Origin of the sequence: Megamonas hypermegale (assembly GCF_900187035.1) — a bacterium.
Lineage (GTDB): Bacteria > Bacillota > Negativicutes > Selenomonadales > Selenomonadaceae > Megamonas > Megamonas hypermegale.
The window spans coordinates 1,181,125-1,206,691 of record NZ_LT906446.1; the positions used below are offsets into that span (position 1 = coordinate 1,181,125).

Sequence of the window (25,567 nt, forward strand, 5' to 3'; positions counted from 1 at the left end):
ATATTCCATAAACTCCATTGTTTATTATTAACTCCAAACTATTCAATTACTAAACTCCCATAACATGTGTTTCTTTCATTTCAATTTGTTTATCATATTTTTTCATTTGAACATCAACTGCATCTAAAGGTTCTTTCTTATACATAAAATTTAATACTACGCCTAAAGACAATATAGCTGTAAAAGCCTGACATCCAAGCATAATTACCCAAGTTTCCATAATAAATACCTCCTTAAACTAAAAAAAGTTTATACCTAAAATAATCACAAACTCATATTGTAATTATTTTAATGTATAAACTCCGTTGTTTATATCTTATATTATTTTCTTGATGTTCATATTATATCTATTGGCAAATTAGAAGTCAACAAACTTTATCCTATTTACACAAAAAACAGCTATTTAAACAAATATTCAACCTAGTTTTTGTGCATAATAGACAAAATCATTTCCTTGATACTATTAATCTAGGATAACACTGTGCAACATATGCTATAATTTTTGACATATATTAACTTTTATTGGAGGTATCCATTATGTTTCAATGTAAAGATTTATTTAAACTATCATCTTTATCTAAAATGAAAATAATTGCTGGAAATAAAGGACTACACAGAGTCATTCGTTGGAGCTATAAAGCAGAATCTATTCATCTTGCAAAATGGGTACACGGTGGTGAACTTTTAATCGTAAGTAAAATGGTCATTCATGAAGAGAATTTCGACCTATATAATTTTTTAAAGGAAGCTATTTCCTTAAATATGTCTGGTGCGCTTTTACTTACAGGAACAGGCTATATCGAACAAATCCCTCAATCTGTCATTGATTTAAGCAATCAAAAACATTTCCCGCTATTTCTAATACCATGGAATACGCCTCTTGTTGATATTTTTGAAGAATTAGGCCATGCTATAGCCAGTATTAATTTAATAAACGATAAACACAAAGATTTATTGTTTAGTATTATTTTTAATAATAATTTATCTATTGATTACTTAAAATATCAAAATCCTGAAATCAATTTTTCTTTTGATGGCTCTTTACAATTTTTTGAAATTAATTTTCTTTTACCTCAAAATAAAAATTCTTTTAAAATGAATGATGTTGATAAAGACACAATCTGTCAATTTATTCATACGCTATTCCAAAATGAACAAATTCCAATATTATACTCTGGATATACTAAAAATATCATCGGTCTTATGAATGTCACCAATGCATCTACTGATACATTAAACGCTATTTTTAATGAAACATTAACTTATATCAATGAAAATTATCCTAATTATATTATAAATATCGGCATTGGAACAAAACAACAATCTTTGAGCAAATGCAAACTAAGCTATGAACAAGCTTCTAAATGTATAAATCTTGCAATCAAACAAAATAAACAAAATACCATTCGTTATTATGAACAACTAGGTTTATATCAACTATTTTATGATATTAACAATAAAACATTACTCGAAAATTTCGTAAGCAACATATTATCTAAATTAATAGCTTATGATGAAAAATACAATACTGATTTAATAAAAACTTTAGATGTGTATTTAAGTAAAAATTGCAATTTAAATCAAACAGCCGAAGAATTATTCATACATCGCAATACTATAAAATACAGATTACAGCGCATTGAAGAAATCACTAATACTAATTTAGATGATGCCTTTACGCGTTTAAATTTTTTCAATGCCATCTTAATAAAAAATTTTCTTCAATAAAATAACAATCTTATATTTTCATTATGATATACTATTTTTATCTATAAAATCTAAGGGAGTTTTTATTTTGAATAAAGCTGAAATCTTGCAATATCTTACTGATAAACACATAAATTTTATAAAATATGAACATGCGCCTATCTTTTCTGTAGAAGAAGGCGATAAATCTGATTTACCTAATCACGATAAAGTCATTCGCAATTTATTTCTCTGTGATGCTAAAAAGAAAAATTATTATCTCGTATCATTATTTGTGCATAAACAGATAAATCTTAAAGAATTAAGTGCTAAAATTCCAAGTAAACGATTGAGTTTTGCCAAGCAAGATGCAATGGAACAAATGCTCGAAGTAAAACCTGGCAGTGTAACACCACTCGCTATATTAAATAATAAAGATAAAAATATTTTAATGATTTTCGATAGTGAATTACAAAATCAAACAATCGGCATGCACCCAATGGAAAATACCGCCACTGTCTTTATGAAATTTGAAGACTTATATAACTTATTATTGCCACATGGAAATGAAATCCGCATATTAGATTTATAAAAAAAGCAGGCATATTATGAACTGCACCCCAAAAGTTGGACAAAAAAACAACTTTTGGAGGTGCAGTTTTTTTATGACTAAATACTCAAATGAATTTAAAGTTAAAGCAATTAAAATGGTTTTAAAAGGAGATTCTATTTCTCATGTAGCTAAAATTCTAAACATGCCAAACACAGCTTCTCTTCGTAGATGGATATTTCATTATGAAAATGGTGGCATCTCACAACTTCTTCATAAAAATCGTAAATATACTCCTATCTTTAAGCAAAAAGTTATTGAATATAAATGGCTACATCATTTATCATTAAATCAAACAGCAGCCAAATTTTCCATTCCTAATACTGGTACAATTTCTACATGGGAAAAGTTGTATAGTTCTTATGGATTTTCTGGCTTAATTTCTAAGAAACGAGGTAGACCATCTATGAAAAAATCTAAAAACAAACTTAACAAACCTAAAAAAGAACTTTCTTATGTTGAACAATTGGAACAAGAAGTTTATCAATTAAGGATGGAAAATGACTTATTAAAAAAGTGGCATGCCTTAATGAAGCAATGGGAAAAGGAAGGAAAACACTAGTTCTAGTAATTGCTAAATTAAGGAAAAAATATACTCTAAAAGCCCTATTAAACTATACAAAATTAGCTAAAAGCACATATTATGATGCATTAAAAAAATTATCAAAAGAAGACAAATATAAAGGATTAAAAACATTAATTCATAATATTTGTAATAAAAATCATGGAAGATATGGATATAGAAGAGTAACTTTGCAGCTGCATAAACAAGGAATAAAAGTCAATCATAAAGTAGTTATGAGATTGATGAAAGAAGAAAATTTAACATGCAAGATAAGAGCAAAGAAATATAAATCGTATAGAGGGCAAGAAGGGAAAATAGCTAAAAATATATTAAATAGAAATTTCAAAGCAGAAAAACCAAACGAAAAATGGGCAACAGATGTAACAGAATTTGCATTATGTAATGAAAAAATATATTTATCACCAATAATAGATTTATATAACGGAGAAATAATAAGTTATAAAATATCGAAAAGACCAATACTAAAGCAAGTATTAGATATGGTAAAAGATGCAACAAGAAAGATAAAAGAAACAAAAGGAATAATTCTACATTCAGACCAAGGATGGCAGTATCAGAATAGAAGATATCAGGAGTTATTAAAAGAAAAAGGCATTATCCAAAGCATGAGCCGAAAAGGAAATTGCTTAGATAATGCCGTAATAGAAAATTTCTTTGGTTTGCTAAAAAGCGAATTGTTTTATTTAAAAAAATTTAAATCCGTTGAAGATTTTATAAAAGAGTTAAAATCTTATATAAAATATTATAATACAAAACGGATAAAGATAAAACTAAAAGGACTTAGTCCCGTAGAATACAGAACTAAGTCTCAATTAATAGCTTAATTAATATGTCCAATATTTTGGGTGCATATCATTAAATGCCTGCTTTTTATTTTGGATTTTATTTTACGCCGAGTGTTACTTTTTCGCCGTTGATATTCCATTCTTTTGTGAAACCGTCTAATTTATCATAAACAAGTTCATCAGCTAATGTGATTTTCTTAATTGCTTCAGCGTTGTCTTGCATGAATTTAGCAATTTTTTCATTGCCTTGTGCAAATACTGTGATGCGGTCAGTTACTTCAAAGCCATTTTCTTTACGCATTGTCTGTACTTTACTGATGATTTCACGTACGAAACCTTCTTCAATAAGTTCAGGAGTCAATACTGTGGAAATAGCTACAGTTACGCCGCCATCGCGCTGTGCTGCAAAACCTTCAGTCTGAGTCATTTTTACATCTAAATCTTCTGGAACGAGTGTTACTTCACCAGTAGAAAGAGCGAGTTTTAAGCATTTATTTTTATCGAGTTCAGCTTTTGCTTGATGACCATTTAATTTAGCAAGTGCAGCAGCAATTTCTTTCATCTGTTTGCCATATTTTGGACCGAGAACTTTAAACTGTGGTTTGATTTCATAGTTTAAGTATTCGTCCATATCATCTTTGAATTCAACTTCTTTAACGTTCAATTCTTCAGCAACGATTTTTGTATAATATTCGTTGAGTTCAAATGGTGCTTTGATGTACATGAGAGCAACTGGCTGACGGTTTTTGATATTAGCTTCGTTACGAGCAGCACGACCAAGAGCTACAGCTTTTAATACTAAATCCATTGTTTTTTCTAATTCAGTATCAATATATGCTTCGTTAGCTACTGGATAATCGCAAAGATGTACACTTTCTGGAGCATCTTTTTCTGTATTTAAAACGAGGTTCTGATAAATAGCTTCTGTCATGAACGGTATCATTGGTGCTGCTAATTTAATAACAGTTGTGAGTGCTGTATAAAGTGTCATATACGCATTGATTTTGTTCTGGTCTGTATCTTTTGCCCAGAAACGTTCACGACTTCTTCTTACATACCAGTTGGAGAGTTCATCAACGAACTGTTCTAAAGCTTTAGCAGCTTCAGTGATTTTATAAGTGTTTAAGTCTTCGTCTACTGTTTTTATTACTGTATTAAGACGAGATAAGCACCATTTATCGAGAACGGATAATTTATCATATTCAAGTGTGTATTTAGATACATCGAATTTATCGATATTAGCATAGAGTACAAAGAATGCATATGTGTTCCAAAGTGTACCCATGAATTTACGTTGACCTTCTTGAACAGCTGCATCATGGAAACGATTTGGAAGCCAAGGTGCACTATTTTCATAGAAGTACCAGCGAATTGCATCAGCACCATGTTTTGCAAGTGCTTTCATTGGTTCTACTGCATTGCCTTTGGATTTACTCATTTTGCGACCTTGAGCATCGAGTACATGTCCTAATACGATAACATTTTTGTACGGTGCTTTATCGAAAAGAAGTGTAGAAATAGCCAATAAGGAATAGAACCAACCACGAGTCTGGTCAACAGCTTCAGAAATGAAGTCTGCTGGGAACTGTTCTTCAAAGAGTTCTTTATTTTCAAATGGATAGTGCCACTGTGCAAATGGCATGGAACCAGAGTCGAACCAGCAGTCAATAACTTCTGGTACACGGTGCATTTCTTTGCCACATTTTGGACATTTAATTGTTACAGCATCGATAAATGGACGGTGTAATTCAATGTCATCTGGACAATTATCGGACATGGATTTTAATTCTTCAATGGAACCGATAGCATGTTGATGACCGCATTCGCATTCCCAAACGTTGAGTGGTGTGCCCCAATAACGGTTACGGGAAAGGCCCCAGTCTTGAACGTGTTCAATCCAATCGCCGAAACGACCTTTACCAATTGTTGGAGGTATCCAATTAATTGTATTGTTGTTAGCGATGAGTTTATCACGAACAGCAGTCATGCGAATGAACCATGTTTCACGAGCATAGTATAAAAGTGGAGTATCGCAACGCCAGCAATGTGGATAGCTATGTTCAAATACAGGTGCAGCGAAAAGTAAACCTTTTTCTTCGAGGTCTTTTAAAATTTTTGGATCAGCTTTTTTTACAAATACGCCTGGCCAATCAGTATCATCCGTCATGCAACCTTTAGCATCAACGAATTGTACAAAGCCGATATCGTATTTATGGCAAACGCGGGAGTCATCTTCACCAAATGCAGGTGCTAAGTGAACGATACCAGTACCATCAGTAGTTGTTACATAATCATCACAAGTTACGAAGAATGCTTTTTTACCTTTTAATTTGCCTACAGCATATGGATAAAGAGGTTCGTACTCTTTGTATTCAAGGGATTTACCTGGCATTTCTTCAACGATTGTATAATCTTCGCCGAGAACTTTATCGCAAAGTTCTTTTGCCATGTAATAAGTGTAATCGCCTTGTTTTACTTTTACATAAGTAATTTCTGGATTTACGCACAAGCCAAGGTTAGAAGGTAATGTCCATGGTGTTGTTGTCCATGCGAGGAAATACGCATCTTCGCCTTTTACTTTAAAGCGAACGAAAGCAGATTTTTCTTTTACATCTTTATATCCCTGTGCCACTTCATGTGAAGAAAGTGGAGTTCCGCAGCGTGGGCAATAAGGTACAATTTTATGACCTTTGTATAAGAGTCCTTTGTTCCAGATTTCTTTGAGTGCCCACCATACAGATTCAATGTAATCATTATGGTAAGTTACATATGGGTCATCCATATCTGCCCAGTATCCTACAGCTTTGGAAAATTCTTCCCACATGCCTTCATATTTCCAAACGCTTTCTTTACATTTTTTTACGAATGGTTCAATACCGTATTCTTCAATCTGTTCTTTTCCGTTGATACCGAGGGATTTTTCAACTTCCAATTCAACTGGTAAGCCGTGAGTATCCCAACCAGCTTTACGAATTGTTTTATGACCTTTCATAGCTTGATAACGCGGTATCATATCTTTAATAACACGAGTTAAAACGTGACCGATATGTGGTTTACCATTAGCTGTTGGTGGTCCATCATAGAAAGTAAATACATCAGCATCATCATGTTGATGAACTTGTTTTTCAAAAATTTTATGTTCTTCCCAGAATTTTTCAATCTGTTTTTCGCGGTCAACGAAATTAAGATTGGTATCTACCTTGTTATACACAGGGCATTTCCTCCTTCAAAATATAACTTTTTTCAGCATATGAAAAAAGCTCCGTCCAAAATAGGAAAGAGCTTTGCAATATAATAAAAAAAGCTTTCATCTAAAATAAGATGAAAGCTGCGCTGTCATTATACCACCTATTTCACATACCAACATATGCAACCTCTTTAACGGAAGGACCCGACTCAGCTTAATTTTATTTCATTCAATAATTTCAGCCTGTAACTTAGAAGTGATATTCAGAAGAAAAATACTTACACCGATTTTCAGCTTTACTCGGCTCTCTGTAGTGTTCTTTTTCAACCTACTGTCTTCATCATCGTCTTTATCAATTTATACATTTGATATCATATCACAATAATGATAAATGAGCAAGGCTATATATTTTATATATTATACACCAATATAAACCAATTCAATTCCTTCTGCTTTGCCAAGATTGCGGGAATATTTTTTCTCTTGTGGATTGTTCCAATGCTCATGTACGCCGAGATTTTTTATAATCGTTCCATTGCCATTATAATACGTTGTGCCTGATGGTGCGTTATCAATCAATGCCGCTTCATGCAAATAATTTTCTACATCAGGATTATTTTTTAAAGCGCTATTGTTATTTATGACTGTCGGTTCATTCATTAAAAAATCTGCTCCGACTGAGTCTATAGCTACAGGGTCTTGAGAGAAAAATAAACTTGCTGTAAAGCTATTGTTAAACGGTGCTTGTTTCCAAGTTGAATTTTCTGCTGTTATATCGACAGTATTTCCTGATGGACAGATGAGCGCGTCAAACATGTATAACATAGTCTTTTCGCCTAATTGATAATTGCCCATCAAATCAGTCAGCACAGAATAATCTCCCATTTTCTGTCTGCTCACATTGCCATGTAATTGAGCTTGTTGCGGTGCTCGCAATCTATAATCATTGATAAATGAACCAAAATGATTTTTAGCACAAAGTGTTATACCATAATCATGACCTTTTAACGTGGCTAAATTTATTAAATAATCCGCTTCTGTGACACATGTAGGCAAATAATTTATGACATCACTTTCATGTGTTGTCCATACAATCGGTGCATTCATATCAGCTACACCATTTATGCGAGAAACAAAATTCACACCTTTTGTCACACCATCTTGACAAAGTTGCTGCATATAATCCGGGAAAATTCGCGTAACATCAAAAACCGTGATATTTTCTGGTTTTACATTGCCATCTTGTACTAAAGATATGAGCAACGCTTTTAATGCCACTGGATTTGTATAACTATGATGTGAACGACCACTGTAATCATCATCAAATTCTGCCGCGCCATTTATATTTGCTTTTATAGCAATTTTTTGACCTTCACTATAGCCACCTTGTTTGCCACACAAATCATTATGTGCCTTAAATAAAATATCCCAACCTTCTTTAGCTGTAGTTACTCCTGCAAGTGTAGCAATGCCTTTTTGAGTCATCTGCAAAATAGCAGGTTCATCAAAATGACTTAAATCCCACCAATAACCACTGCCATCCCATTTGACTGAATTTGCGTCATGCGTCCATGCCACTCTGCCTGGTTTAGCGCCAATACCTTTGCCATACGCTTCATGGCGAGGAAAAACAGGTGTATAATCCGATGAAGTTTCTCCACTACTATTTTGTGAACTTGTCATTTGCTCCACTGAACCTTTGCTACAACCCATGATGCCAAAAGCAGAAATGCCAACTACTGCACCACTTGCCAAGCGAATAAATTTACGCCGTGATAATTTACTCTTTGACCAATCCATGACAATCCCTCCTTTAAATTTTTATAAATAATCGTTTAAAATCATCATGCAGTTTTGCTCAAAATTGCCTTGATATTTTCTCTTTGATTTTTAGCACCGATATTGATGAATAAGAAACTGATACCTAAGAAAATTATACCGCCAAACACTACATAAGAAATATCTATTCCATCAATAAAGTAACCGCAAACAGCAGCCCCTATACATGTACCCAAATTTGTCGCAACTAAAAATAACGCATTAGCAAAATCTGGCACATGTGGTGCGGAAAGTGTTATCCAATATTGATTGATATTTGCACCAATGCCTGCGAGTATTCCCCAAAGCAAAGTTATAACTGCCATGGATAAAGACATATCTCCCATAAAGAACATGAAGCAATATATGCAGATTAAAGCTAATGGGAAAGCCATGACTACGCTGACAGCTCTATCAGTCAAAAGTTTTCCTGCTATTATATTTCCCACTATATTGGCAAGACCATAAACGAGCAAAGCAATACTGATGATTTCTGCTGAATAATTCGTAACGCGTTCTAAATAATCTGCTAAATAACTGTATACACCAAAAATACCGCCATTTAAAAATACTACAGCAACAATAGCCATCCATACATTTTTTTCTTTTAAAATGCCAAGCTGAGTACCGTATGATAAATGGCTTTTAACTGGCATTGATGGAACGAATATAATCGTTACTATTAATGCTATACCATTTACTAAAGCAAAAAATAACATCGCTATTTCAAGTGAAGTTATGCTAGCAATATAACTTACAATCGGCACACCGAGCACCATGCCAGCTGATACACCAATCATGACTTTTGCAACAGCTTTAGGAATTTCACTCTTATCAACAGAAGAAGAAGCCACTGCAAAAGCAAGTGATACATATACTGGATGGAAAAATGCTGGCAATACACGCGTGATTAAAACTACGTTGAAATCAGTTGCAAATGCTGAAATCACATTGCAAATACAAAAAACTGCCAATACCATAATCATTATAAATTTGCGATTAAAGCGAGATAATAACAATGGAAGTGTTGGTCCTGAAACGGCTACAGCTAGGGCAAACAAGCTGACTAAAAGCCCAGCAGTGGAGATATTAACACCGTAATTGCTAGCAATAAGCGGTAATATCCCAATAACTCCCATCTCCGTATTGATTATGCTAAATACACCTAATGTCAATATAAAAATAAGCATAATAAATTCCTTTCTCTTATATTAAAATTGAGCATTGCATATAAATTATTTTAGACACAGACAAAAGGCTCGAAACACTCTATTATGTTTTGAGCCTTTTAATCTTCCTAAAACAATTTTATTATCTTATTTACTTAAACTTTTTTCAAAAAATGCATCGAGTTTATCAAATGGAATTACATCTGTTCTATCATATAAATCAACATGACCTGCATTTGGTACAATATATAACTCTTTTGGTTCTGCTGCTAATTTATATGCTTCTTCACTGAATTCACGAGAATGAGCTTGGTCTCCTGCTATAAAGAGCATTGGACGTGGAGAAATCGTTTCAATATCATTGAATGGATAATAATTCATGAATTTAACATTGCTAGTGAGTGTAGGCTGTGTTGTAGTATTTGCGCTATATCCTCTTGGTGTGCGGTAGTAATCAAAGAATTCTTTAGCAACAGCTGGAGAATTTTCATCAATTACATAAGCTGTACCACTTGTGTATTCAGTTTTTCCACCTTCAAATTCCACATAACGCTGTTGAGCTGCTTGCTCTAAAATAGCTTTTCTCTGTTCTAAAGTCTGAGAATGTTTAAGTCCCCATCTATTTGCTGTGCCCATATCATACATACTTACAGTGGCAATAGCTTTTATTCTTGGGTCAATTTTAGCTGCACTTATGGAGAAGCTACCACTGCCACAAATGCCAAGTGCACCAATTCTTTCTCTATCGACAAAAGAACGTGTTCCTAAATAATCGACTGCTGCGCTAAATGCTTCATCATAAACATTAGTATCAACAGATTGGCGAGGTGTTCCATCGCTTTCGCCCCAGAAGGACTGGTCAAAAGCTAAAGTTACAAATCCATCTTCTGCTAATTTTGTAGCGTAAAGTGTAGCACTTTGTTCTTTAACTGCTCCCATTGGAGCGCCGACAACAATAGCTGGATATTTTTCATCAGCTTTCATATCTTTTGGTGTTATCAAATTAGCTACAATCTTCATGCCATATTGATTGTTATAACTTACTTTTTGAACATTTACCTTATCACTTTTATAAAAATTATCTGCGCCACGGCTCATATCTGCTTGATACGTAGGGTCTGGGCCATTTGTCGCATCATATGTAGCAGCCATTGCCGTTGTTCCCATACCGGCTACACCTAATGCTAAACATAAAGCTAAAGCTCTCGCTAAATTTTTACCTTTTTTTAATTTCATTTCAGTCACCCCTATTTATTCAATATTTAAAATTTTCTTTGTTTAATTTTTACTTGTAAATAAACAAAATAAAGATATTTACTTTATGAGCATATATGTCTATGCTATAATTTTTTAATACATCATTTATTTGTTTTTACAGTTTTTATTATAAATAAAATAATTAATTATATCCAATACTTATATTTTATTCTATGCTATACCAAAAAGGCATATAATTTTAAATTACTCTATAACTTATTAACTAAAAATCTATCATCCATTATGATATGATAATAATATTATGATTAATATTTTAATTTTATTATATCTTTAAATTTAAATATAAAATAAAAACACTTCTAAATAAAAATACACTGCTATCTATTTTTGCGGTATAATAACGTTATATTATTTATAAAGGAGGGTTTTTATGTCAAGAAAAACGCAAGCCACTTTGGTTTTATGTCTGATGGCAATAGGCTTTATCAGTACATATTCACTCGATTCCTTTTGGGGAAATCTCATAAATCACGGTTTTTTGGCTGCTGTAATCGGTGGTTTAGCCGATTGGTTTGCTGTTACAGCACTATTTCGTAAACCGTTAGGATTTATTTCCTATCGCACAGAAATTCTACCACGTAATCGCGAACGTATTATGGATGAAATTGTTATCTTTATTGGCAAAGACCTTTTAAATCCTCAATATATCATCAGCAATCTAAAAAATTACGATATGGCTATTATGGTTGTAGAATATGCCAATAAATTAGGTGGTCGTGGCAAATTAAAATTTGCTATAAGAGAATTAATACTACAAGTCATCAGCACTTTGGATACACCTAAAATCGCTAAATCCTTAGCTGTAGCATTAAAAAGCCGTCGCAAAAATTTCAATATGGCAAGATTTCTCGTTCAATTTCTCTGCGACTTCTTAAACACACCAGCTGGGGATAAACTGCTTGATAGCTTAATAAAATTAGTTCGCACTGTTGCACCTGATTTAATCAAATCTGAATTTGTCACTGATTTAATTGAACGCAATGTAGACATCATTCGCAAAGAATACACAAAAGATAAATCCATGCGTGAATTGATGTTCGATATGATTAACTTATCCAGTGATAACTTAACTAATAAGCTCATGAATTTGGTAAATGATTACAGTGATAAATTACTTGATTACGATAGTGCTGAACGCTCTCGCTTAAAGACTTTGCTTTCTAATAAGATTGAACTACTCGGTAAACGAGATGGCTACAAATTAAAAGTTGCACAACTAGAACATTATTTTTTCGTCAAGAAATTTGATTTCACCGATAATTTAACTGTCTTAATCGATAATTTCTGTAAAAACGAACAAAATAAGAATGACCTTTTAGCTAAGGTCGATACTTTCATCGATAATGCTATTGATGATTTAGCTCAAGATAAGGCAAAACAACAACGCCTTAATGAATGGTTTATGCAAAAATTAAGCGATTTCATTCAAAATAATTCACAATGGGTACTCGATTATCTCAAAGGCGAACTCATGAAATATTCACAAGACGAATTCGTTGAACTTGTAGAAAAACGCGTCGGTGATGATTTGCAGATGATTAGGATAAACGGTTCTATCGTCGGCGCCATTGCTGGCATGGGATTATACGTATTATCCTTTGTAGTAGAAAGGCTGTGTGGTATATGAATAAATTTAATACAGCAGACAAGGTTTTATGTATTGTCTTTGTCTTATTTTTAATATTCTTAGGACTTCGCATTGTCTTTCCTAATAATTTAGTCTTAGAATTTTTATTGTTTTGTGCTGAAGCTGCTCTTGTCGGTGGTATTGCTGACTGGTTTGCTGTCACAGCATTATTTAAAAAACCTCTAGGCTTTCCATTCCATACTGCTATTTTGCCAAGACGCAGAGCGCAATTCATCAACTCCTGTATAAGAATGTTGCAGACAGAATTTTTATCTAAGAAAAAGATTTACAAACGCATTTGCAATGCTGATTTATTATCAAAAGGGCTTATCTGGCTTAGACAACCTGAAAATAAAAAATACCTTGTGCATACGATAATGCAATTTATCGTTGAAAAAATTCGCAAGTTCGATTTAAAAGCCATTGCTCATAATAACTGCTCTAAATTATCTACAACAGTCATGAATGAATCCATGTCTGAACTTTCATCTAAATTAATTGACGTATTGACAACAACACAAAACAGTCAAATGGCTGTCGATAAGGGAGTTTCTCTCTTGCGCAATTATTTTACTGATGAAGATGGAGAAAAGCGTATTTTAAACTTTATTGAAGCGTACCAAAGACAATACGCAAAAGGCGGTGTGAGTAGTTTCATGCTTTCTATCGCTTTAGCTACTAATACACTTGACCCAGAAGAATTAGCGCAAATAATACATCGCCGTTTACTTAAAATTTTAGAAGAAGCTTCACAAAAAGATAGTGAACTCTATTCATCTCTTGTTGATTTATACAATAATTTATTGCATCAAATCCATGAAAATGAAGAATGGACAAACAGCCTTAATAATCTGCGTGATAATTTTGTTACCAGCGGTACATTAGAAAAAATTCTCTATAATTCCATTAAAAATTTCTGCGATTATCTCTTATCTAATAGCGATGAAAGCAATAAACTTCATCTCGCTATAGAGGAAATTTTCTCTACTGAAATTGATAATTGCATTGATAAATTAAATACCAACAATGAATTTAAAGCTAAAATCAATCGTTTCATCATGGACGTTTTACATCGCACAGCCTTAAAAGGTGAAGATGTTATCTTAGAATTAGCTCGTAAATTCCTTGAAGGGCTTTCAGACAAACAATTAAATGAACTCGTTTATAACAAAGTTGAAACAGATATGATTTGGATTAGATTAAACGGCTCTATTGTTGGTGGTATTATCGGTGCTGTAGCTTTTTGGATTTTAAAATTAACAAATTAGCAAATAACAATTAGAGGTCTTTATTATCATGAAACTAAATTTAAGCCCTTATCAAGTTTTAACAATCAGTTTTTCTAGCTTGATTTTATGCGGGGCTTTTCTATTAATGCTTCCTATTTCTTCACAAACTGGTAGTAGTTTATCTTTTATAGATGCATTATTTACCGCTACTTCTGCTGTATGCGTTACAGGCCTTATCGTTGTAGATACAGGTACATATTTCTCTACTTTTGGCCAAACAATCATAATTATTTTAATTCAAATAGGTGGTTTTGGTGTCATGACCATAACTACTGTTTTAGCCGTATTGATTGGCAGACGCATTCAGTTGCGCAGCCGTTTAGTAGCACAAGAGTCTTTAAATCAATTAACCTTAGGTGGCATCGTTAAATTGATAAAAATGCTCGTAAAGACTACATTGGCAATTGAATTTATCGGTGGTATATTATTATCATTTTGCCTATATCCTGATTATGGACTTAAAGGAATTTATATGGCTTTTTGGCATTCGATTTCCGCTTTTTGTAATGCTGGTTTTGATATTTTTGGAGGAACAAATATTTTCCATTATAATACCAATCCATTATTTTGCCTTACAATCGCTTTTTTAATCATAATAGGCGGTATCGGCTATAACGTTACAGAAGAAATTCTCACTAAACACAGTTGGGAAAAATTTTCGTTGCATACTAAAGTCGTCTTAACAGCTACAGTCATTTTACTCGTAATCGGTACAGTCGTCTTATTCATCTTGGAATACGGCAATACTGATACAATTGGCAATTGGGATTTAGGACATAAAGCATTAGGTGCATTTTTCTTGTCTGCAACTTCCCGTACAGCTGGATATACCTTGATGGATACTGGAGCATTACATGAATCTAGTTTATTTTTTATCATTATTTTAATGTTCTTTGGTGCTTCACCTGGTTCTACCGGTGGTGGTATCAAAACGACAACTATCGCTATCATCGTTTCTACAGTCAATTCCATTATTCGCGGAAAAGATGATGTACTTTTATTTAGTAGACGCATCGAATATGACCTTATCATAAAATCTTTGACGATTTTTTATATAGCTGCCTCTTTTGTAGTCGTCGCTACCATGTATTTATGTTTAACAGAAGATTTCTCGTTTATTCGCATTTTATTTGAAGTAACCTCTGCGCTCGCAACGGTTGGTTTATCTACGGGAATAACGCCAGAGATGACAATTTATGGCAAGTTCGTCTTAATTTTATTGATGTTGATAGGTCGTGTCGGTGTATTGACTTTCTTGATGGCTATCGCTATGCGCAATAAGAAAAAACCACATATCGGTTATCCTTCTGAACGCATCGGCGTAGGCTAAATATTTCTTTTTGGTTTGATTTATTATGATGAAATTATTTCGACAGTTAAATCCCTATCAGATTGTATTGCTTAGTTATGGCACAATCATCTTGATAGGTACTATTTTATTGATGCTTCCTATCTCTGTGGAGGGAATACCTTCACTGACTTTTATTGATGCTCTATTTATGTCAGCTTCATCTGTCTGTGTATCGGGGCTTTCCATTTTCGATATGGGCAATAATTTTTCCACTTTCGGGCAAATTGTAGTCATTATATTAGTGCAAATCGGCGCACTTGGCATAATGACAATCACTACTATTTTAGCCGTAATCATGGGCAGGAGAATTCAACTTCGCGACAGATTATTAATTCAAGAATCGCTTCAACGCTGGTCTGTAGCTGGAGTTGTTCGCCTTGTAATAGTCATCGTAAAAATGACTTTCTTCTTCGAATTTGTCGGCGGAATTATTTTAACTATGGTCTTTTGGTCTGACTATGGTTTTACTGCTATTTATTACGGTTTTTGGCATGCTATATCGGCTTTTTGTAATGCTGGTTTTGATATTTTAGGCGGCAATAATATTTCTAATTACATTTTAAATCCAATTTTTAATATTGTTTTATTATTAGAAGTAATCTGTGGCGGGCTTGGTTTTGCCGTTCTTTTGGATATATTTCAAAAACGTTATTGGAAAAAATTCGGCATCAATACAAAAATTGTCTTAGCCACAACTTTTATTTTAATTTTAATGGGTACAGTTTTTACCTTTATCTTAGAGTACAATAATGAAAACACTTTAGCGCCATTCAATATTTTTGAAAAAGTCATGGCTAGTGTTTTCTTGGCTTCCATGTCCCGTACTTCTGGTTTTTCCATGCTCGACATGAATTCACTGACAGAACCGACTTTATTATTCATCATGTTTCTGATGTTCATTGGCGGTTCACCTGCTTCCACTGGCGGCGGCATAAAGACTACTACACTTGCCGTTATCTTCGCCGCTATCTGGTCTTTAATCCGTGGTCGTGATGATGTTGTAATCTTTGAACGCACCGTTCCGCCAATCGTCATATTTAGAGCTTTAAGCATCTTTTTTGTCAGTGCTAGTGTCGTCTTTTTGACTACAATGTTTTTATGTTTAACAGAAGATATCCCACTTGGCAAAATCTTCTTTGAAGCTGTATCCATGTTCTCGACTGTAGGGCTTCCTACTGGCACAGTTAATGAAATGAAGCCTTCAAGTCGTGTTGTCATTATTTTCGTTATGCTCATGGGACGTATCGGTATTATTTCTTTCGGCATGGCACTCGTTATCCGCAAAAAGAAACCAAAAATCCGCTACCCTGAAGATAAATTTATTATTGGTTAATCTAGGAGAAAATATTTAATGAATTTCAGTATAAAAATCCCTGGTTCCTGTGGTGAACTCGTTCAAGGCATGATAAATGATGTACCTTTTTTAGTTACCTGTCCCATTGATATGTATGCTAAAGCTAGCATGTCTAGTTATTTTTCTTATCTGCCTTACAAAGCTAAATTAGCACGCACTAAAACACTTGATTATTTAAAAGTAAAATCATTTAACAAATTTTGCTTGATGACACAGCTTCTCGCTGGCAAGGGCATGGCTTCTAGCAGTGCCGATATCGCCGCAATCTGCCAATTGACTGCACTTTCTTGCGGTAAAAAATTGACAGAAGATGAAATCGCCAAAATTTCTACATCCATTGAGCCAACGGATGGCGTATTTTGCAAGGGCATCGTTCGCTTTAATCATTTAAACGGCGATATATTAGAACATTTCGGTTTAGCTCCTAAGCTTAAAATCTTGATGTTTGATTGCGGTGGTAAAATAGATACGCTTTCATTTAACAGAAGACGCGGTTTAAAAAAATTATACCAACAAAATGAAAAAACAATTATTGAAGCACTCGATTTATTGCGCTTAGGCTTCAAAGAAAAAAATACATCATATATCGGGCGTGCCGCTGCCATGAGCGCTTATGCCAATCAAAAAATTCTCTATAAAAGACAATTAGAAGACATCATGATTATCTCGGAAAATTACGATGCAGTCGGCGTGAATGTAGCTCATAGCGGTACAGTTATCGGCGTATTATTCAACCAAGATACAGATGCTGAATTAGTAGAAGAATGTCGCCAGAAAATTTTAAGTGATTGCTTTAATTTAAACTATTTAAACTTAGTAAATATGATTTCAGGCGGAATTTTTATAGAAAAGGTGAATAACTAATGCAAAAATTTGAACACGGCGGTGATATAAAATCTGTCATTCGCGAAAATAATTTAAACGAAATAATGGATTTTTCCGCTAATATCAATCCTTACGGTCTATCTAGCAATATAAAAAATGCTATTTTAGCAGATTTAGACAATATCATTCATTATCCCCAGCCTAACGCTGAAGATTTACGCAAAAAAATCGGCGAAACCTACAATATCGCTAGCGATAAAATCATCGTCGGCAATGGTGCTGTAGAAATTATCTACACACTTTGCCATATCTTAAAACCTAAAAATGCATTGATTGTATCACCAGGTTTTAGTGAATATGAACGCGCTGCTCGTTCAGCCGGTGCTGATATCCACTACGCTATGCTCGATGAAAAACTCGATTTCAATTCACCAATGCGCGATATAATCGTCAATATCAAAGGCAATGATTTATTGTTCATCGGCAATCCTAACAATCCTACTGGCACTTTGTACATGCTAGAAGATATGGAGCTTTTAATCGAACATGCTGAAAACAATGGCTGTTTTGTCGTTGTCGATGAATCCTTCATGGATTTTATAAAGACAAGTGAAGCATTTTCTGTACTTCCACTCGTTGAAAAGTATCACAATTTGCTCGTGCTTCATTCATTAACAAAATTCTATGCCATTCCTGGACTTCGCCTCGGCTTTGCCGCTACTGACCACGAAGTTTTAGACCCACTTTACGCTGCTAAAGATATTTGGAATGTAAATTCACTTGCTCAAGCGGCAGGAATGGCTGCACTCGATGATAAAAAATATCAAAGACGCAGTCGCACTTATACGCGCACAGAAATAAATTATCTCTATGAGGAACTTTCCACTTTAGATAAATTAAAGGTCTATGAACCTACTGTAAATTTCATTCTCGTCAATATCTCTAAAACAGGGCTCACAGCAACTCAATTGCGTGAAAAACTCTTAAAATACAATATCATAATTCGCAACTGTGCTAATTATCCTGGACTTGATGAAAATTACGTTCGCTTTGCAGTTAGAACACGCGAAGAAAATGACGAATTAGTCGACGCTTTGACCGAAATTCTCGAATAAAAAATTAAAAGATAGTAGCTATCAATCAAATAGTTACTATCTTTTTTAGTTATATTCAATTATTTAGTGGCAAATAATTCATTTGCTTTTCTAATCTGCACATTTAACTGTTGCTTTAAATTCAAAAAAGCCTGTTCCACTCTCAGCGGTATATCTACATGCGCTATAAAATTTTTTCCATTTGGCCCATATCCATTGATATCATCTCTTAAACGCGGTATCTCCCCTAATAATAGCTCCATGTATTTATATTTATCCCACATACCCCATAAATCATTATCTTCAATCATGAGCTTGTCATCTTTTATTGTAAAATACACTTTATATCCCGCAAAATTAATCAATTTAACATCATCTTTTAAATATTTTCTAAAACCTGCTTCCATGCGGTGTTGCATCGTAGTATCTTGTATAAATACAATTGATTTAACGTTTAACTGCATTTGTTTCACTAAATCAAGTGCATTTATTACATTATTGCCACAATTAGTCGACTTCGTTTCTAAAATCACATCTTGCATATCGTATTTTTGCTTTAAATACATCATCATGATTTCCGCTTCGCTCTTATCCGCTACATCAAAATCATGTAAAACCAATTGCATTTTACTGCGCAAAATATCCGTTGTATGCCCTGCGCCGCCAACAATCATATAATTTTTAGCAAAATTATTTTCATATGCCGCATGAAAAACTTCAATGCCTTCTGGTATGCAACCGCCAAATAAAATCAATAAATCCACTTGCGAAATCTTATATTTTTCTTCTAAAGCATTTGAAGTCAAACTTTCTATATCTCGCTTCGCTAAAAAGTCCACTAATATATTTAAATCATCTTTTATAGTTAAAAGTTTTGCTCGTTTTTCATTCATTTATAATTCACTTCCTACCACAATTATTTACTATTATTATAGATAAAATTCCTTGACATGACTAACTCTGTTGATTATAATGAGGATACGTTCAATAAATAAAAAGTAATGCGAAAGACATGATTATAAAAGCCATGTTTTCAGAGAGAGAAGCATTTGCTGTGAGCTTCTTAAATTATCTTTTATAATTACCACTTTCAAACTGCAAAGCTGAAATAATAGTAAGTTTTGCCGGAGAGTATCCGTTATCATTTCGAGTTGGTTATATTATATAACAAACAGGGTGGAACCGCGAAGTAACAGTCTCGTCCCTTTAGGGATGGGGCTTTTTTTATTTTTAGGAGGTTATTTTATAATGGCAAAAATTACATTAAAAGACGGTGCCGTTCGCGAAGTTGCAGAAGGTACTACTGTTCTTGATTTTGTAAAAAATCTCAGCAATTCTTTAGCTAAAAAAGCTCTTGCTTGCAAAATTGATGGTGAAACTAGAGATTTAACTACTGTTATCGATGGCGACCATCAAATCGATATCTTGACTTTTGAAGACGCTGACGGCCGCTGGGCACTCCGCCATAGTGCTGCTCATATCATGGCACAAGCTGTAAAACGTCTTTATGGCGATAAAAATGTAAAATTAGCAATTGGCCCTGCTATCGATAATGGTTTTTACTATGATTTCGATATGGACCATCAGCTTAACAATGAAGATTTACTTAAAATCGAAAAAGAAATGAAAAAAATCGTTAAAGAAAATCTTCCAATCGTGCGCAAAGAAGTAACTCGCCAAGAAGCACTCGATTTCTTTAACGCTCAAGGTGAAATCTATAAAGTTGAATTAATCAACGATTTACCAGAAGACGCTATGATTACAATGTACACACAAGGCGATTTCACAGACCTCTGTGCTGGCCCACACGTTGTTTCTACTGGTAAAGTAAAAGCTTTAAAATTACAGTCCGTAGCTGGTGCTTATTGGCGCGGCAATGAAAAAAATAAAATGCTCCAACGTATTTACGGTACAGCATTTGAAAAACAAGCAGATTTAGACGCATATTTAAAAATGCTCGAAGAAGCTGCAAAACGTGACCACCGTAAACTTGGTAAAGAACTCGATTTATTCAGCTTACATGAAGAAGGCCCTGGCTTCCCATTCTTCCATCCAAACGGAATGGTAATCAGAAACGAACTCATCAACTATTGGCGTGAAGTTCATCGCAAATTCGGTTATCAGGAAATTAAAACTCCAATGATTTTGAACCGCAAACTTTGGGAAACTTCTGGTCACTGGGACCACTACAAAGAAAATATGTACTTCACTAAAATCGATGGTGAAGATTACGCTATCAAACCTATGAACTGCCCAGGCGGTATGCTCGTTTACCTCACTCAGCAACACAGCTATCGTGATTTACCACTTCGTCTTGGCGAACTCGGTCTTGTTCATCGTCATGAATTATCCGGTGCTTTACACGGCTTAATGCGTGTTCGTAACTTCACTCAAGATGATGCTCATATCTTCATGCTTCCTTCCCAGATTGAAGGCGAAATTCAAAAAACTATCGACTTATTCGACCAAGTTTACAGCACATTCGGTTTGACTTACCATGCTGAACTCAGCACACGCCCAGATGATTCCATGGGTTCTGATGAAGTTTGGGAACTCGCTACAAATGCACTTAAAAACGCACTTGAACATCGTGGCTTAAAATACGTTATCAACGAAGGCGATGGCGCTTTCTACGGTCCAAAAATCGACTTCCATTTAACTGACTCCATCGGTCGTACTTGGCAATGCGGTACAATTCAGCTTGATATGCTCATGCCTGAAAAATTCGACCTCACATACATCGGTGAAGATGGTCAAAAACATCGTCCTGTAATGATTCACCGCGTTGTATACGGAAGTATCGAACGCTTTATCGGTATCTTGATTGAAAACTATGCTGGTGCATTTCCTGCTTGGCTTGCTCCTGTACAGGTTAAAATCTTACCTATCAGCGACAAATATACAGATTATGCTTATGAAATCAAACGCAAAATGTTTGACCTCGGCATCCGCGTAGAAGTTGATGATAGAAATGAAAAAATCGGTTATAAAATCCGTGAAGCTCAAGTTAAAAAAGTTCCTTACAGCATAATTGTCGGCGAAAACGAATTAGAAAACAAAAACATTTCTGTTCGCAAACGTCGTGAAAAAGAAACTGTTACAATGGATACAGATACATTCATAAACAATTTACTTGAAGAAATCAAAACAAAAGCACAGTAATAAATTACAAAAAGGAATACTCGATGAGGGTATTCCTTTTTTTATAGCCAAAATGAATTTTATTTGGCATAATAAGATAAAATACAAAATCAAAATAAAATTTTCAATATCATTAATAATAATCTACACAATAAGGAGAATGTATTTATGTATGATTTAGCTTTAAAAAATGGCTTTGTCGTAACCGATACAGAAGTTTTTCGCAGCAATATCTACGTAAAAGATGAAAAAATAGCTGAAATATCAACTGATGATAAAGAAGCTAGACAGATTTTTGACGTCAATGGCAAATATATTTTGCCAGGCTGTATTGATACGCATTGCCATTTTCGCGACCCTGGAGTGACGCAAAAAGAAGATTTCATAACTGGCACACAAGCAGCCATAGCTGGTGGCGTGACGACTGTATTTGATATGCCAAATACAAATCCATCTGTATTATCTGCAAAAGATTTACAGTGGAAAGCTGATTATTTCAGCAAAAAAGCGTATGCTGATTACGGCATTTGGGGCTTAGCTTTAGGCAAATTAAATTTAGATGAATTGCCTGCTCTTTGCTCCTCTGGTGTAAGTGCTGTCAAATTTTTCTGGGGATATGCCATCAATGCTAAGACAAAAGCATTGATTTACAATTATGACCCTAAAGATACAGATGTGGTATTACCACCTGGTGATGGCGAAGTTTATGAGCTCTTTTCCGAAATGGCTAAAACAGGTAAGATAATTGCCATTCATGCCGAAAACAACGAATTAATCCAAACACTTACAGATAAATTAAAACAATCCGGCAGAACAGATTATGAAGCACTCGTAGACTCTCGCCCTGCACTGGCTGAAGCATTGACTATTCAAACAGCGGCATTACTTGCTAAAGCAACTGGTGCTCATCTGCACATCTTGCACTTAACTTCAAAAATGGGCGTTGATATAATCCGCAAGGCAAAAGCTGAAGGAGTGCATATAACGGCCGAAACTTGCCCGCAATATCTATTCTTATCCAGCAAAGATTATGATACAGTCGGTCCAATAATGAAAGTTTACCCTGTAATAAAACACGAAGAAGACCGCTTGGCATTGTGGCAAGGTTTATTCGATGGAACAGTTGACTTCATGGCTTCTGACCATGCACCTCATTTGATTTCAGAAAAACAAGGGCCTCTCTTTTCCATCCCTGCCGGCATGTGTGGTGTAGAAACCATGTTGCCACTAATGTTAAACGAAGTTAATCGTGGCAAAATAACATTGCCATTCATCGCCAAAGTCTTAGCTAAAAATGCTGCTACTATCTATAAATTAAAAGATAAAGGCAGTCTTACTGTTGGCAAAGACGCTGATATGGTAGTAGTCGATATGCAAAAAATCGATACCATTGAAAACAATAAACTGCACAGTAAACAACCACTTACCGCTTTTGCTGGCAGAGAAATTCAAGGTTGGCCAATAAAGACATTTTTACGCGGTCAACTCGTCGTAGATAACAATAATATCATCACAAACGCACCATGCGGTAAATGGATAAAATAAGCAAACAAAAAAGGCTGTACAAAAAGTGATATGCACCCAAAATATTGGACATATTAATTAAGCTACTAATTGAGACTTAGTTCTGTATTCTACGGGACTAAGTCCTTTTAGTTTTATCTTTATCCGTTTTGTATTATAATATTTTATATAAGATTTTAACTCTTTTATAAAATCTTCAACGGATTTAAATTTTTTTAAATAGAATAATTCGCTTTTTAGCAAACCAAAGAAATTTTCTATTACGGCATTATCTAAGCAATTTCCTTTTCGGCTCATGCTTTGGATAATGCCTTTTTCTTTTAATAACTCCTGATATCTTCTATTCTGATACTGCCATCCTTGGTCTGAATGTAGAATTATTCCTTTTGTTTCTTTTATCTTTCTTGTTGCATCTTTTACCATATCTAATACTTGCTTTAGTATTGGTCTTTTCGATATTTTATAACTTATTATTTCTCCGTTATATAAATCTATTATTGGTGATAAATATATTTTTTCATTACATAATGCAAATTCTGTTACATCTGTTGCCCATTTTTCGTTTGGTTTTGATGCTTTGAAATTTCTATTTAATATATTTTTAGCTATTTTCCCTTCTTGCCCTCTATACGATTTATATTTCTTTGCTCTTATCTTGCATGTTAAATTTTCTTCTTTCATCAATCTCATAAATACTTTATGATTGACTTTTATTCCTTGTTTATGCAACTGCATAGTTACTCTTCTATATCCATATCTTCCATGATTTTTATTACAAATATTATGAATTAATGTTTTTAATCCTTTATATTTGTCTTCTTTTGATAATTTTTTTAATGCATCATAATATGTGCTTTTAGCTAATTTTGTATAGTTTAATAGGGCTTTTAGAGTATATTTTTTCCTTAATTTAGCAATTACTAAAACTAATGTCTTCCTTCCTTTTCCCATTGCTTCATTAAGGCATGCCACTTTTTTAATAAGTCATTTTCCATCCTTAATTGATAAACTTCTTGTTTTAATTGTTCAACATAAGAAAGTTCTTTTTTAGGTTTGTTAACCTTATTTTTAGATTTAGATTTTTTCATAGATGGTCTACCTCGTTTCTTAGCAAGCAAACCAGAAAATCCATAAGAACTATACAACTTTTCCCATGTAGAAATTGTACCAGTATTAGGAATGGAAAATTTGGCTGCTGTTTGATTTAATGATAAATGATGTAGCCATTTATATTCAATAACTTTTTGCTTAAAGATAGGAGTATATTTACGATTTTTATGAAGAAGTTGTGAGATGCCACCATTTTCATAATGAAATATCCATCTGCAAAGAGAAGCTGTGTTTGGCATGTTTAGAATTTTAGCTACATGATAAATAGAATCTCCTTTTAAAACCATTTTAATTGCTTTAACTTTAAATTCATTTGAGTATTTAGTCATAAAAAAACTGCACCTCCAAAAGTTGTTTTTTTTGTCCAACTTTTGGGGTGCAGTTCAAAAGTACAGTCTTTTTTATTATCAATAAAATCAATTATGTGTACGACGGGCAAAATCATTAAAGCGAAATTTATCCGGTCTATGGCGTGAAATCGTATACTGAAACAATGTCGTATCTTCTAGAAATACGAATGATGCTATATTCACTATCATATCATAATTTTTTAAATCCATTAATTTTTGGTCTTTTGAAGTAACTGGTCGACACGTTATTTCTTTTTTTGCATAACCAATTTTAAGCTCTAATTCATGTTCTAAATAATCATATAAAGAATTTTGTGCTATTTGTTCATTAATATATGGTACTATATCAGCATTTAAGATATCTGTATCAAAAATAACTGCTTCGCCATTTATACGACGAATACGTTCAATATACCAAACTTTCGTATCATTTTTTAACATCAATAATTTTTTTATCTCTTCGTCAGGTTCAATACATTCACAACAATTCACAATTGTTTCTACTTTGCCCGATATCGTCGAAGCTAATTCTTTAAAACTTATAAGTCCTGATACTGGAAAATTAAAACGAGTTATATCAAGTACAATAGAGCCTTTGCCCTGTGATTTTTGAATATACCCATTTTGCGATAACATCATTAAAGCTTTTCTAACTGTATCTCTTGAAGCTTTATAATAATCTCTTAGATGAAATTCACTCGGCAATAATTCACCTGCTTTTATCTTATGTGATTCAATCATATTCAATAAATCTTGATAAATTGCTTCATATTTTTTCATCTA

The 25,567-nt window shown here is 33.7% G+C and carries 20 protein-coding genes and 1 other annotated feature; of the genes, 11 read left to right on the forward strand and 9 right to left on the reverse strand.

Translation table 11 applies throughout. The annotated features are described in order from the left end of the window. Positions 1–49 precede the first annotated feature (49 nt). Positions 50–220: a hypothetical protein gene (locus CKV65_RS10780; RefSeq protein ID WP_155909556.1), complete on the reverse strand. Its 171-nt coding sequence runs from the start codon at positions 218–220 to the stop codon at positions 50–52. Between the two features lie 317 nt (positions 221–537). Between CKV65_RS10780 and CKV65_RS05610 the strand changes: the two genes are divergently transcribed. The 3 genes from CKV65_RS05610 (at position 538) to CKV65_RS05625 (ending at position 3,706) form a co-directional block, all read left to right on the forward strand. Next, complete coding sequence (locus CKV65_RS05610) at positions 538–1,728, forward strand: PucR family transcriptional regulator (protein WP_027889733.1); 1,191 nt, start codon at positions 538–540, stop codon at positions 1,726–1,728. A 67-nt stretch (positions 1,729–1,795) separates the two neighbouring features. Next, on the forward strand, positions 1,796–2,278 hold the full coding sequence (locus tag CKV65_RS05615; RefSeq protein ID WP_027889732.1) for a prolyl-tRNA synthetase associated domain-containing protein: 483 nt from the start codon (positions 1,796–1,798) through the stop codon (positions 2,276–2,278). 73 nt (positions 2,279–2,351) lie between these two features. Further along, positions 2,352–3,706, forward strand: a protein-coding gene (locus CKV65_RS05625) for an IS3 family transposase (RefSeq protein ID WP_423250136.1) whose coding sequence is annotated in 2 segments (ribosomal slippage) — positions 2,352–2,846 and positions 2,849–3,706 — 1,353 coding nt in all. Because the reading frame shifts where the segments join, the coding sequence is not laid out codon by codon here. A gap of 58 nt (positions 3,707–3,764) precedes the next feature. On the opposite strand, the gene ileS is transcribed toward CKV65_RS05625, so the two are convergent. From ileS to CKV65_RS05645, 4 genes are all read right to left on the reverse strand, one after another. After that, the gene (gene ileS, locus CKV65_RS05630; protein WP_027890508.1) at positions 3,765–6,878 is read right to left on the reverse strand and encodes an isoleucine--tRNA ligase; all 3,114 of its coding nucleotides are present in this window, start codon (positions 6,876–6,878) and stop codon (positions 3,765–3,767) included. A gap of 393 nt (positions 6,879–7,271) precedes the next feature. After that, positions 7,272–8,654: a DUF362 domain-containing protein gene (locus CKV65_RS05635; protein ID WP_036254866.1), complete on the reverse strand. Its 1,383-nt coding sequence runs from the start codon at positions 8,652–8,654 to the stop codon at positions 7,272–7,274. A gap of 44 nt (positions 8,655–8,698) precedes the next feature. Further along, entirely contained in the window at positions 8,699–9,862 is a 1,164-nt protein-coding gene (locus CKV65_RS05640) for an MFS transporter (RefSeq protein WP_036254868.1), read from the reverse strand. Between the two features lie 126 nt (positions 9,863–9,988). After that, positions 9,989–11,077, reverse strand: coding sequence for an alpha/beta hydrolase (locus CKV65_RS05645; RefSeq protein ID WP_027890511.1), 1,089 nt, complete (start codon positions 11,075–11,077; stop codon positions 9,989–9,991). A 412-nt stretch (positions 11,078–11,489) separates the two neighbouring features. Here CKV65_RS05645 and CKV65_RS05650 point away from each other — a divergent pair, with 412 nt between their 5' ends. From CKV65_RS05650 to cobD, 6 genes are read left to right on the forward strand one after another with little or no spacing between them, the layout of a single operon-like run. Beyond that, a complete protein-coding gene (locus CKV65_RS05650) occupies positions 11,490–12,746 on the forward strand; it encodes a DUF445 domain-containing protein (protein ID WP_027890512.1) in 1,257 nt (418 codons plus the stop codon). Then, complete coding sequence (locus CKV65_RS05655; protein ID WP_027890513.1) at positions 12,743–14,014, forward strand: DUF445 domain-containing protein; 1,272 nt, start codon at positions 12,743–12,745, stop codon at positions 14,012–14,014. The genes CKV65_RS05650 and CKV65_RS05655 overlap by 4 nt, the downstream gene beginning before the upstream one ends. A gap of 28 nt (positions 14,015–14,042) precedes the next feature. Further along, positions 14,043–15,365 (forward strand): TrkH family potassium uptake protein, encoded by a 1,323-nt coding sequence (locus CKV65_RS05660; RefSeq protein ID WP_051177638.1) that lies wholly within the window; start codon positions 14,043–14,045, stop codon positions 15,363–15,365. A gap of 25 nt (positions 15,366–15,390) precedes the next feature. Further along, on the forward strand, positions 15,391–16,719 hold the full coding sequence (locus tag CKV65_RS05665) for a TrkH family potassium uptake protein (protein WP_027890515.1): 1,329 nt from the start codon (positions 15,391–15,393) through the stop codon (positions 16,717–16,719). A gap of 18 nt (positions 16,720–16,737) precedes the next feature. Next, positions 16,738–17,604 (forward strand): GHMP family kinase ATP-binding protein, encoded by an 867-nt coding sequence (locus CKV65_RS05670; protein WP_027890516.1) that lies wholly within the window; start codon positions 16,738–16,740, stop codon positions 17,602–17,604. Further along, on the forward strand, positions 17,604–18,680 hold the full coding sequence (gene cobD / locus CKV65_RS05675) for a threonine-phosphate decarboxylase CobD (protein ID WP_027890517.1): 1,077 nt from the start codon (positions 17,604–17,606) through the stop codon (positions 18,678–18,680). Before CKV65_RS05670 ends, cobD begins: the two co-directional genes overlap by 1 nt. Positions 18,681–18,739: 59 nt before the next feature. On the opposite strand, the gene CKV65_RS05680 is transcribed toward cobD, so the two are convergent. Beyond that, positions 18,740–19,552, reverse strand: a complete 813-nt coding sequence (locus tag CKV65_RS05680; protein WP_027890518.1) for a YdcF family protein — start codon at positions 19,550–19,552, stop codon at positions 18,740–18,742. A 99-nt stretch (positions 19,553–19,651) separates the two neighbouring features. Further along, positions 19,652–19,868: a binding site (T-box leader), on the forward strand. 39 nt (positions 19,869–19,907) lie between these two features. Between CKV65_RS05680 and thrS the strand changes: the two genes are divergently transcribed. Then, positions 19,908–21,821: a threonine--tRNA ligase gene (gene thrS, locus CKV65_RS05685; RefSeq protein WP_027890519.1), complete on the forward strand. Its 1,914-nt coding sequence runs from the start codon at positions 19,908–19,910 to the stop codon at positions 21,819–21,821. A gap of 147 nt (positions 21,822–21,968) precedes the next feature. Beyond that, a complete protein-coding gene (gene allB, locus CKV65_RS05690) occupies positions 21,969–23,345 on the forward strand; it encodes an allantoinase AllB (protein ID WP_027890520.1) in 1,377 nt (458 codons plus the stop codon). Positions 23,346–23,402: 57 nt separating this feature from the next. Here the strand turns inward: allB and CKV65_RS05695 are convergent, their stop codons facing one another. The 3 genes from CKV65_RS05695 to treR all read right to left on the reverse strand — a co-directional run bounded on the left by CKV65_RS05695 (position 23,403) and on the right by treR (position 25,564). Next, positions 23,403–24,275 (reverse strand): IS3 family transposase, encoded by an 873-nt coding sequence (locus tag CKV65_RS05695; protein WP_095197696.1) that lies wholly within the window; start codon positions 24,273–24,275, stop codon positions 23,403–23,405. Further along, positions 24,251–24,763, reverse strand: a complete 513-nt coding sequence (locus CKV65_RS05700) for a helix-turn-helix domain-containing protein (protein WP_095197697.1) — start codon at positions 24,761–24,763, stop codon at positions 24,251–24,253. The genes CKV65_RS05695 and CKV65_RS05700 overlap by 25 nt, the downstream gene beginning before the upstream one ends. A gap of 87 nt (positions 24,764–24,850) precedes the next feature. Beyond that, on the reverse strand, positions 24,851–25,564 hold the full coding sequence (gene treR / locus CKV65_RS05705) for a trehalose operon repressor (protein ID WP_027890074.1): 714 nt from the start codon (positions 25,562–25,564) through the stop codon (positions 24,851–24,853). Positions 25,565–25,567: the final 3 nt, after the last annotated feature.

What these genes read in the sequence shown, in the direction of transcription:
- CKV65_RS10780 (WP_155909556.1), bottom strand. Translation starts at nt 220, where the DNA reads ATGGAAACTTGGGTAATTATGCTTGGATGTCAGGCTTTTACAGCTATA.
- CKV65_RS05610 (WP_027889733.1), top strand. Translation starts at nt 538, where the DNA reads ATGTTTCAATGTAAAGATTTATTTAAACTATCATCTTTATCTAAAATG.
- CKV65_RS05635 (WP_036254866.1), bottom strand. Translation starts at nt 8,654, where the DNA reads ATGGATTGGTCAAAGAGTAAATTATCACGGCGTAAATTTATTCGCTTG.
- CKV65_RS05640 (WP_036254868.1), bottom strand. Translation starts at nt 9,862, where the DNA reads ATGCTTATTTTTATATTGACATTAGGTGTATTTAGCATAATCAATACG.
- CKV65_RS05645 (WP_027890511.1), bottom strand. Translation starts at nt 11,077, where the DNA reads ATGAAATTAAAAAAAGGTAAAAATTTAGCGAGAGCTTTAGCTTTATGT.
- CKV65_RS05650 (WP_027890512.1), top strand. Translation starts at nt 11,490, where the DNA reads ATGTCAAGAAAAACGCAAGCCACTTTGGTTTTATGTCTGATGGCAATA.
- CKV65_RS05655 (WP_027890513.1), top strand. Translation starts at nt 12,743, where the DNA reads ATGAATAAATTTAATACAGCAGACAAGGTTTTATGTATTGTCTTTGTC.
- CKV65_RS05660 (WP_051177638.1), top strand. Translation starts at nt 14,043, where the DNA reads ATGAAACTAAATTTAAGCCCTTATCAAGTTTTAACAATCAGTTTTTCT.
- CKV65_RS05665 (WP_027890515.1), top strand. Translation starts at nt 15,391, where the DNA reads ATGATGAAATTATTTCGACAGTTAAATCCCTATCAGATTGTATTGCTT.
- CKV65_RS05670 (WP_027890516.1), top strand. Translation starts at nt 16,738, where the DNA reads ATGAATTTCAGTATAAAAATCCCTGGTTCCTGTGGTGAACTCGTTCAA.
- cobD (WP_027890517.1), top strand. Translation starts at nt 17,604, where the DNA reads ATGCAAAAATTTGAACACGGCGGTGATATAAAATCTGTCATTCGCGAA.
- CKV65_RS05680 (WP_027890518.1), bottom strand. Translation starts at nt 19,552, where the DNA reads ATGAATGAAAAACGAGCAAAACTTTTAACTATAAAAGATGATTTAAAT.
- thrS (WP_027890519.1), top strand. Translation starts at nt 19,908, where the DNA reads ATGGCAAAAATTACATTAAAAGACGGTGCCGTTCGCGAAGTTGCAGAA.
- allB (WP_027890520.1), top strand. Translation starts at nt 21,969, where the DNA reads ATGTATGATTTAGCTTTAAAAAATGGCTTTGTCGTAACCGATACAGAA.
- CKV65_RS05695 (WP_095197696.1), bottom strand. Translation starts at nt 24,275, where the DNA reads ATGGGAAAAGGAAGGAAGACATTAGTTTTAGTAATTGCTAAATTAAGG.
- CKV65_RS05700 (WP_095197697.1), bottom strand. Translation starts at nt 24,763, where the DNA reads ATGACTAAATACTCAAATGAATTTAAAGTTAAAGCAATTAAAATGGTT.
- treR (WP_027890074.1), bottom strand. Translation starts at nt 25,564, where the DNA reads ATGAAAAAATATGAAGCAATTTATCAAGATTTATTGAATATGATTGAA.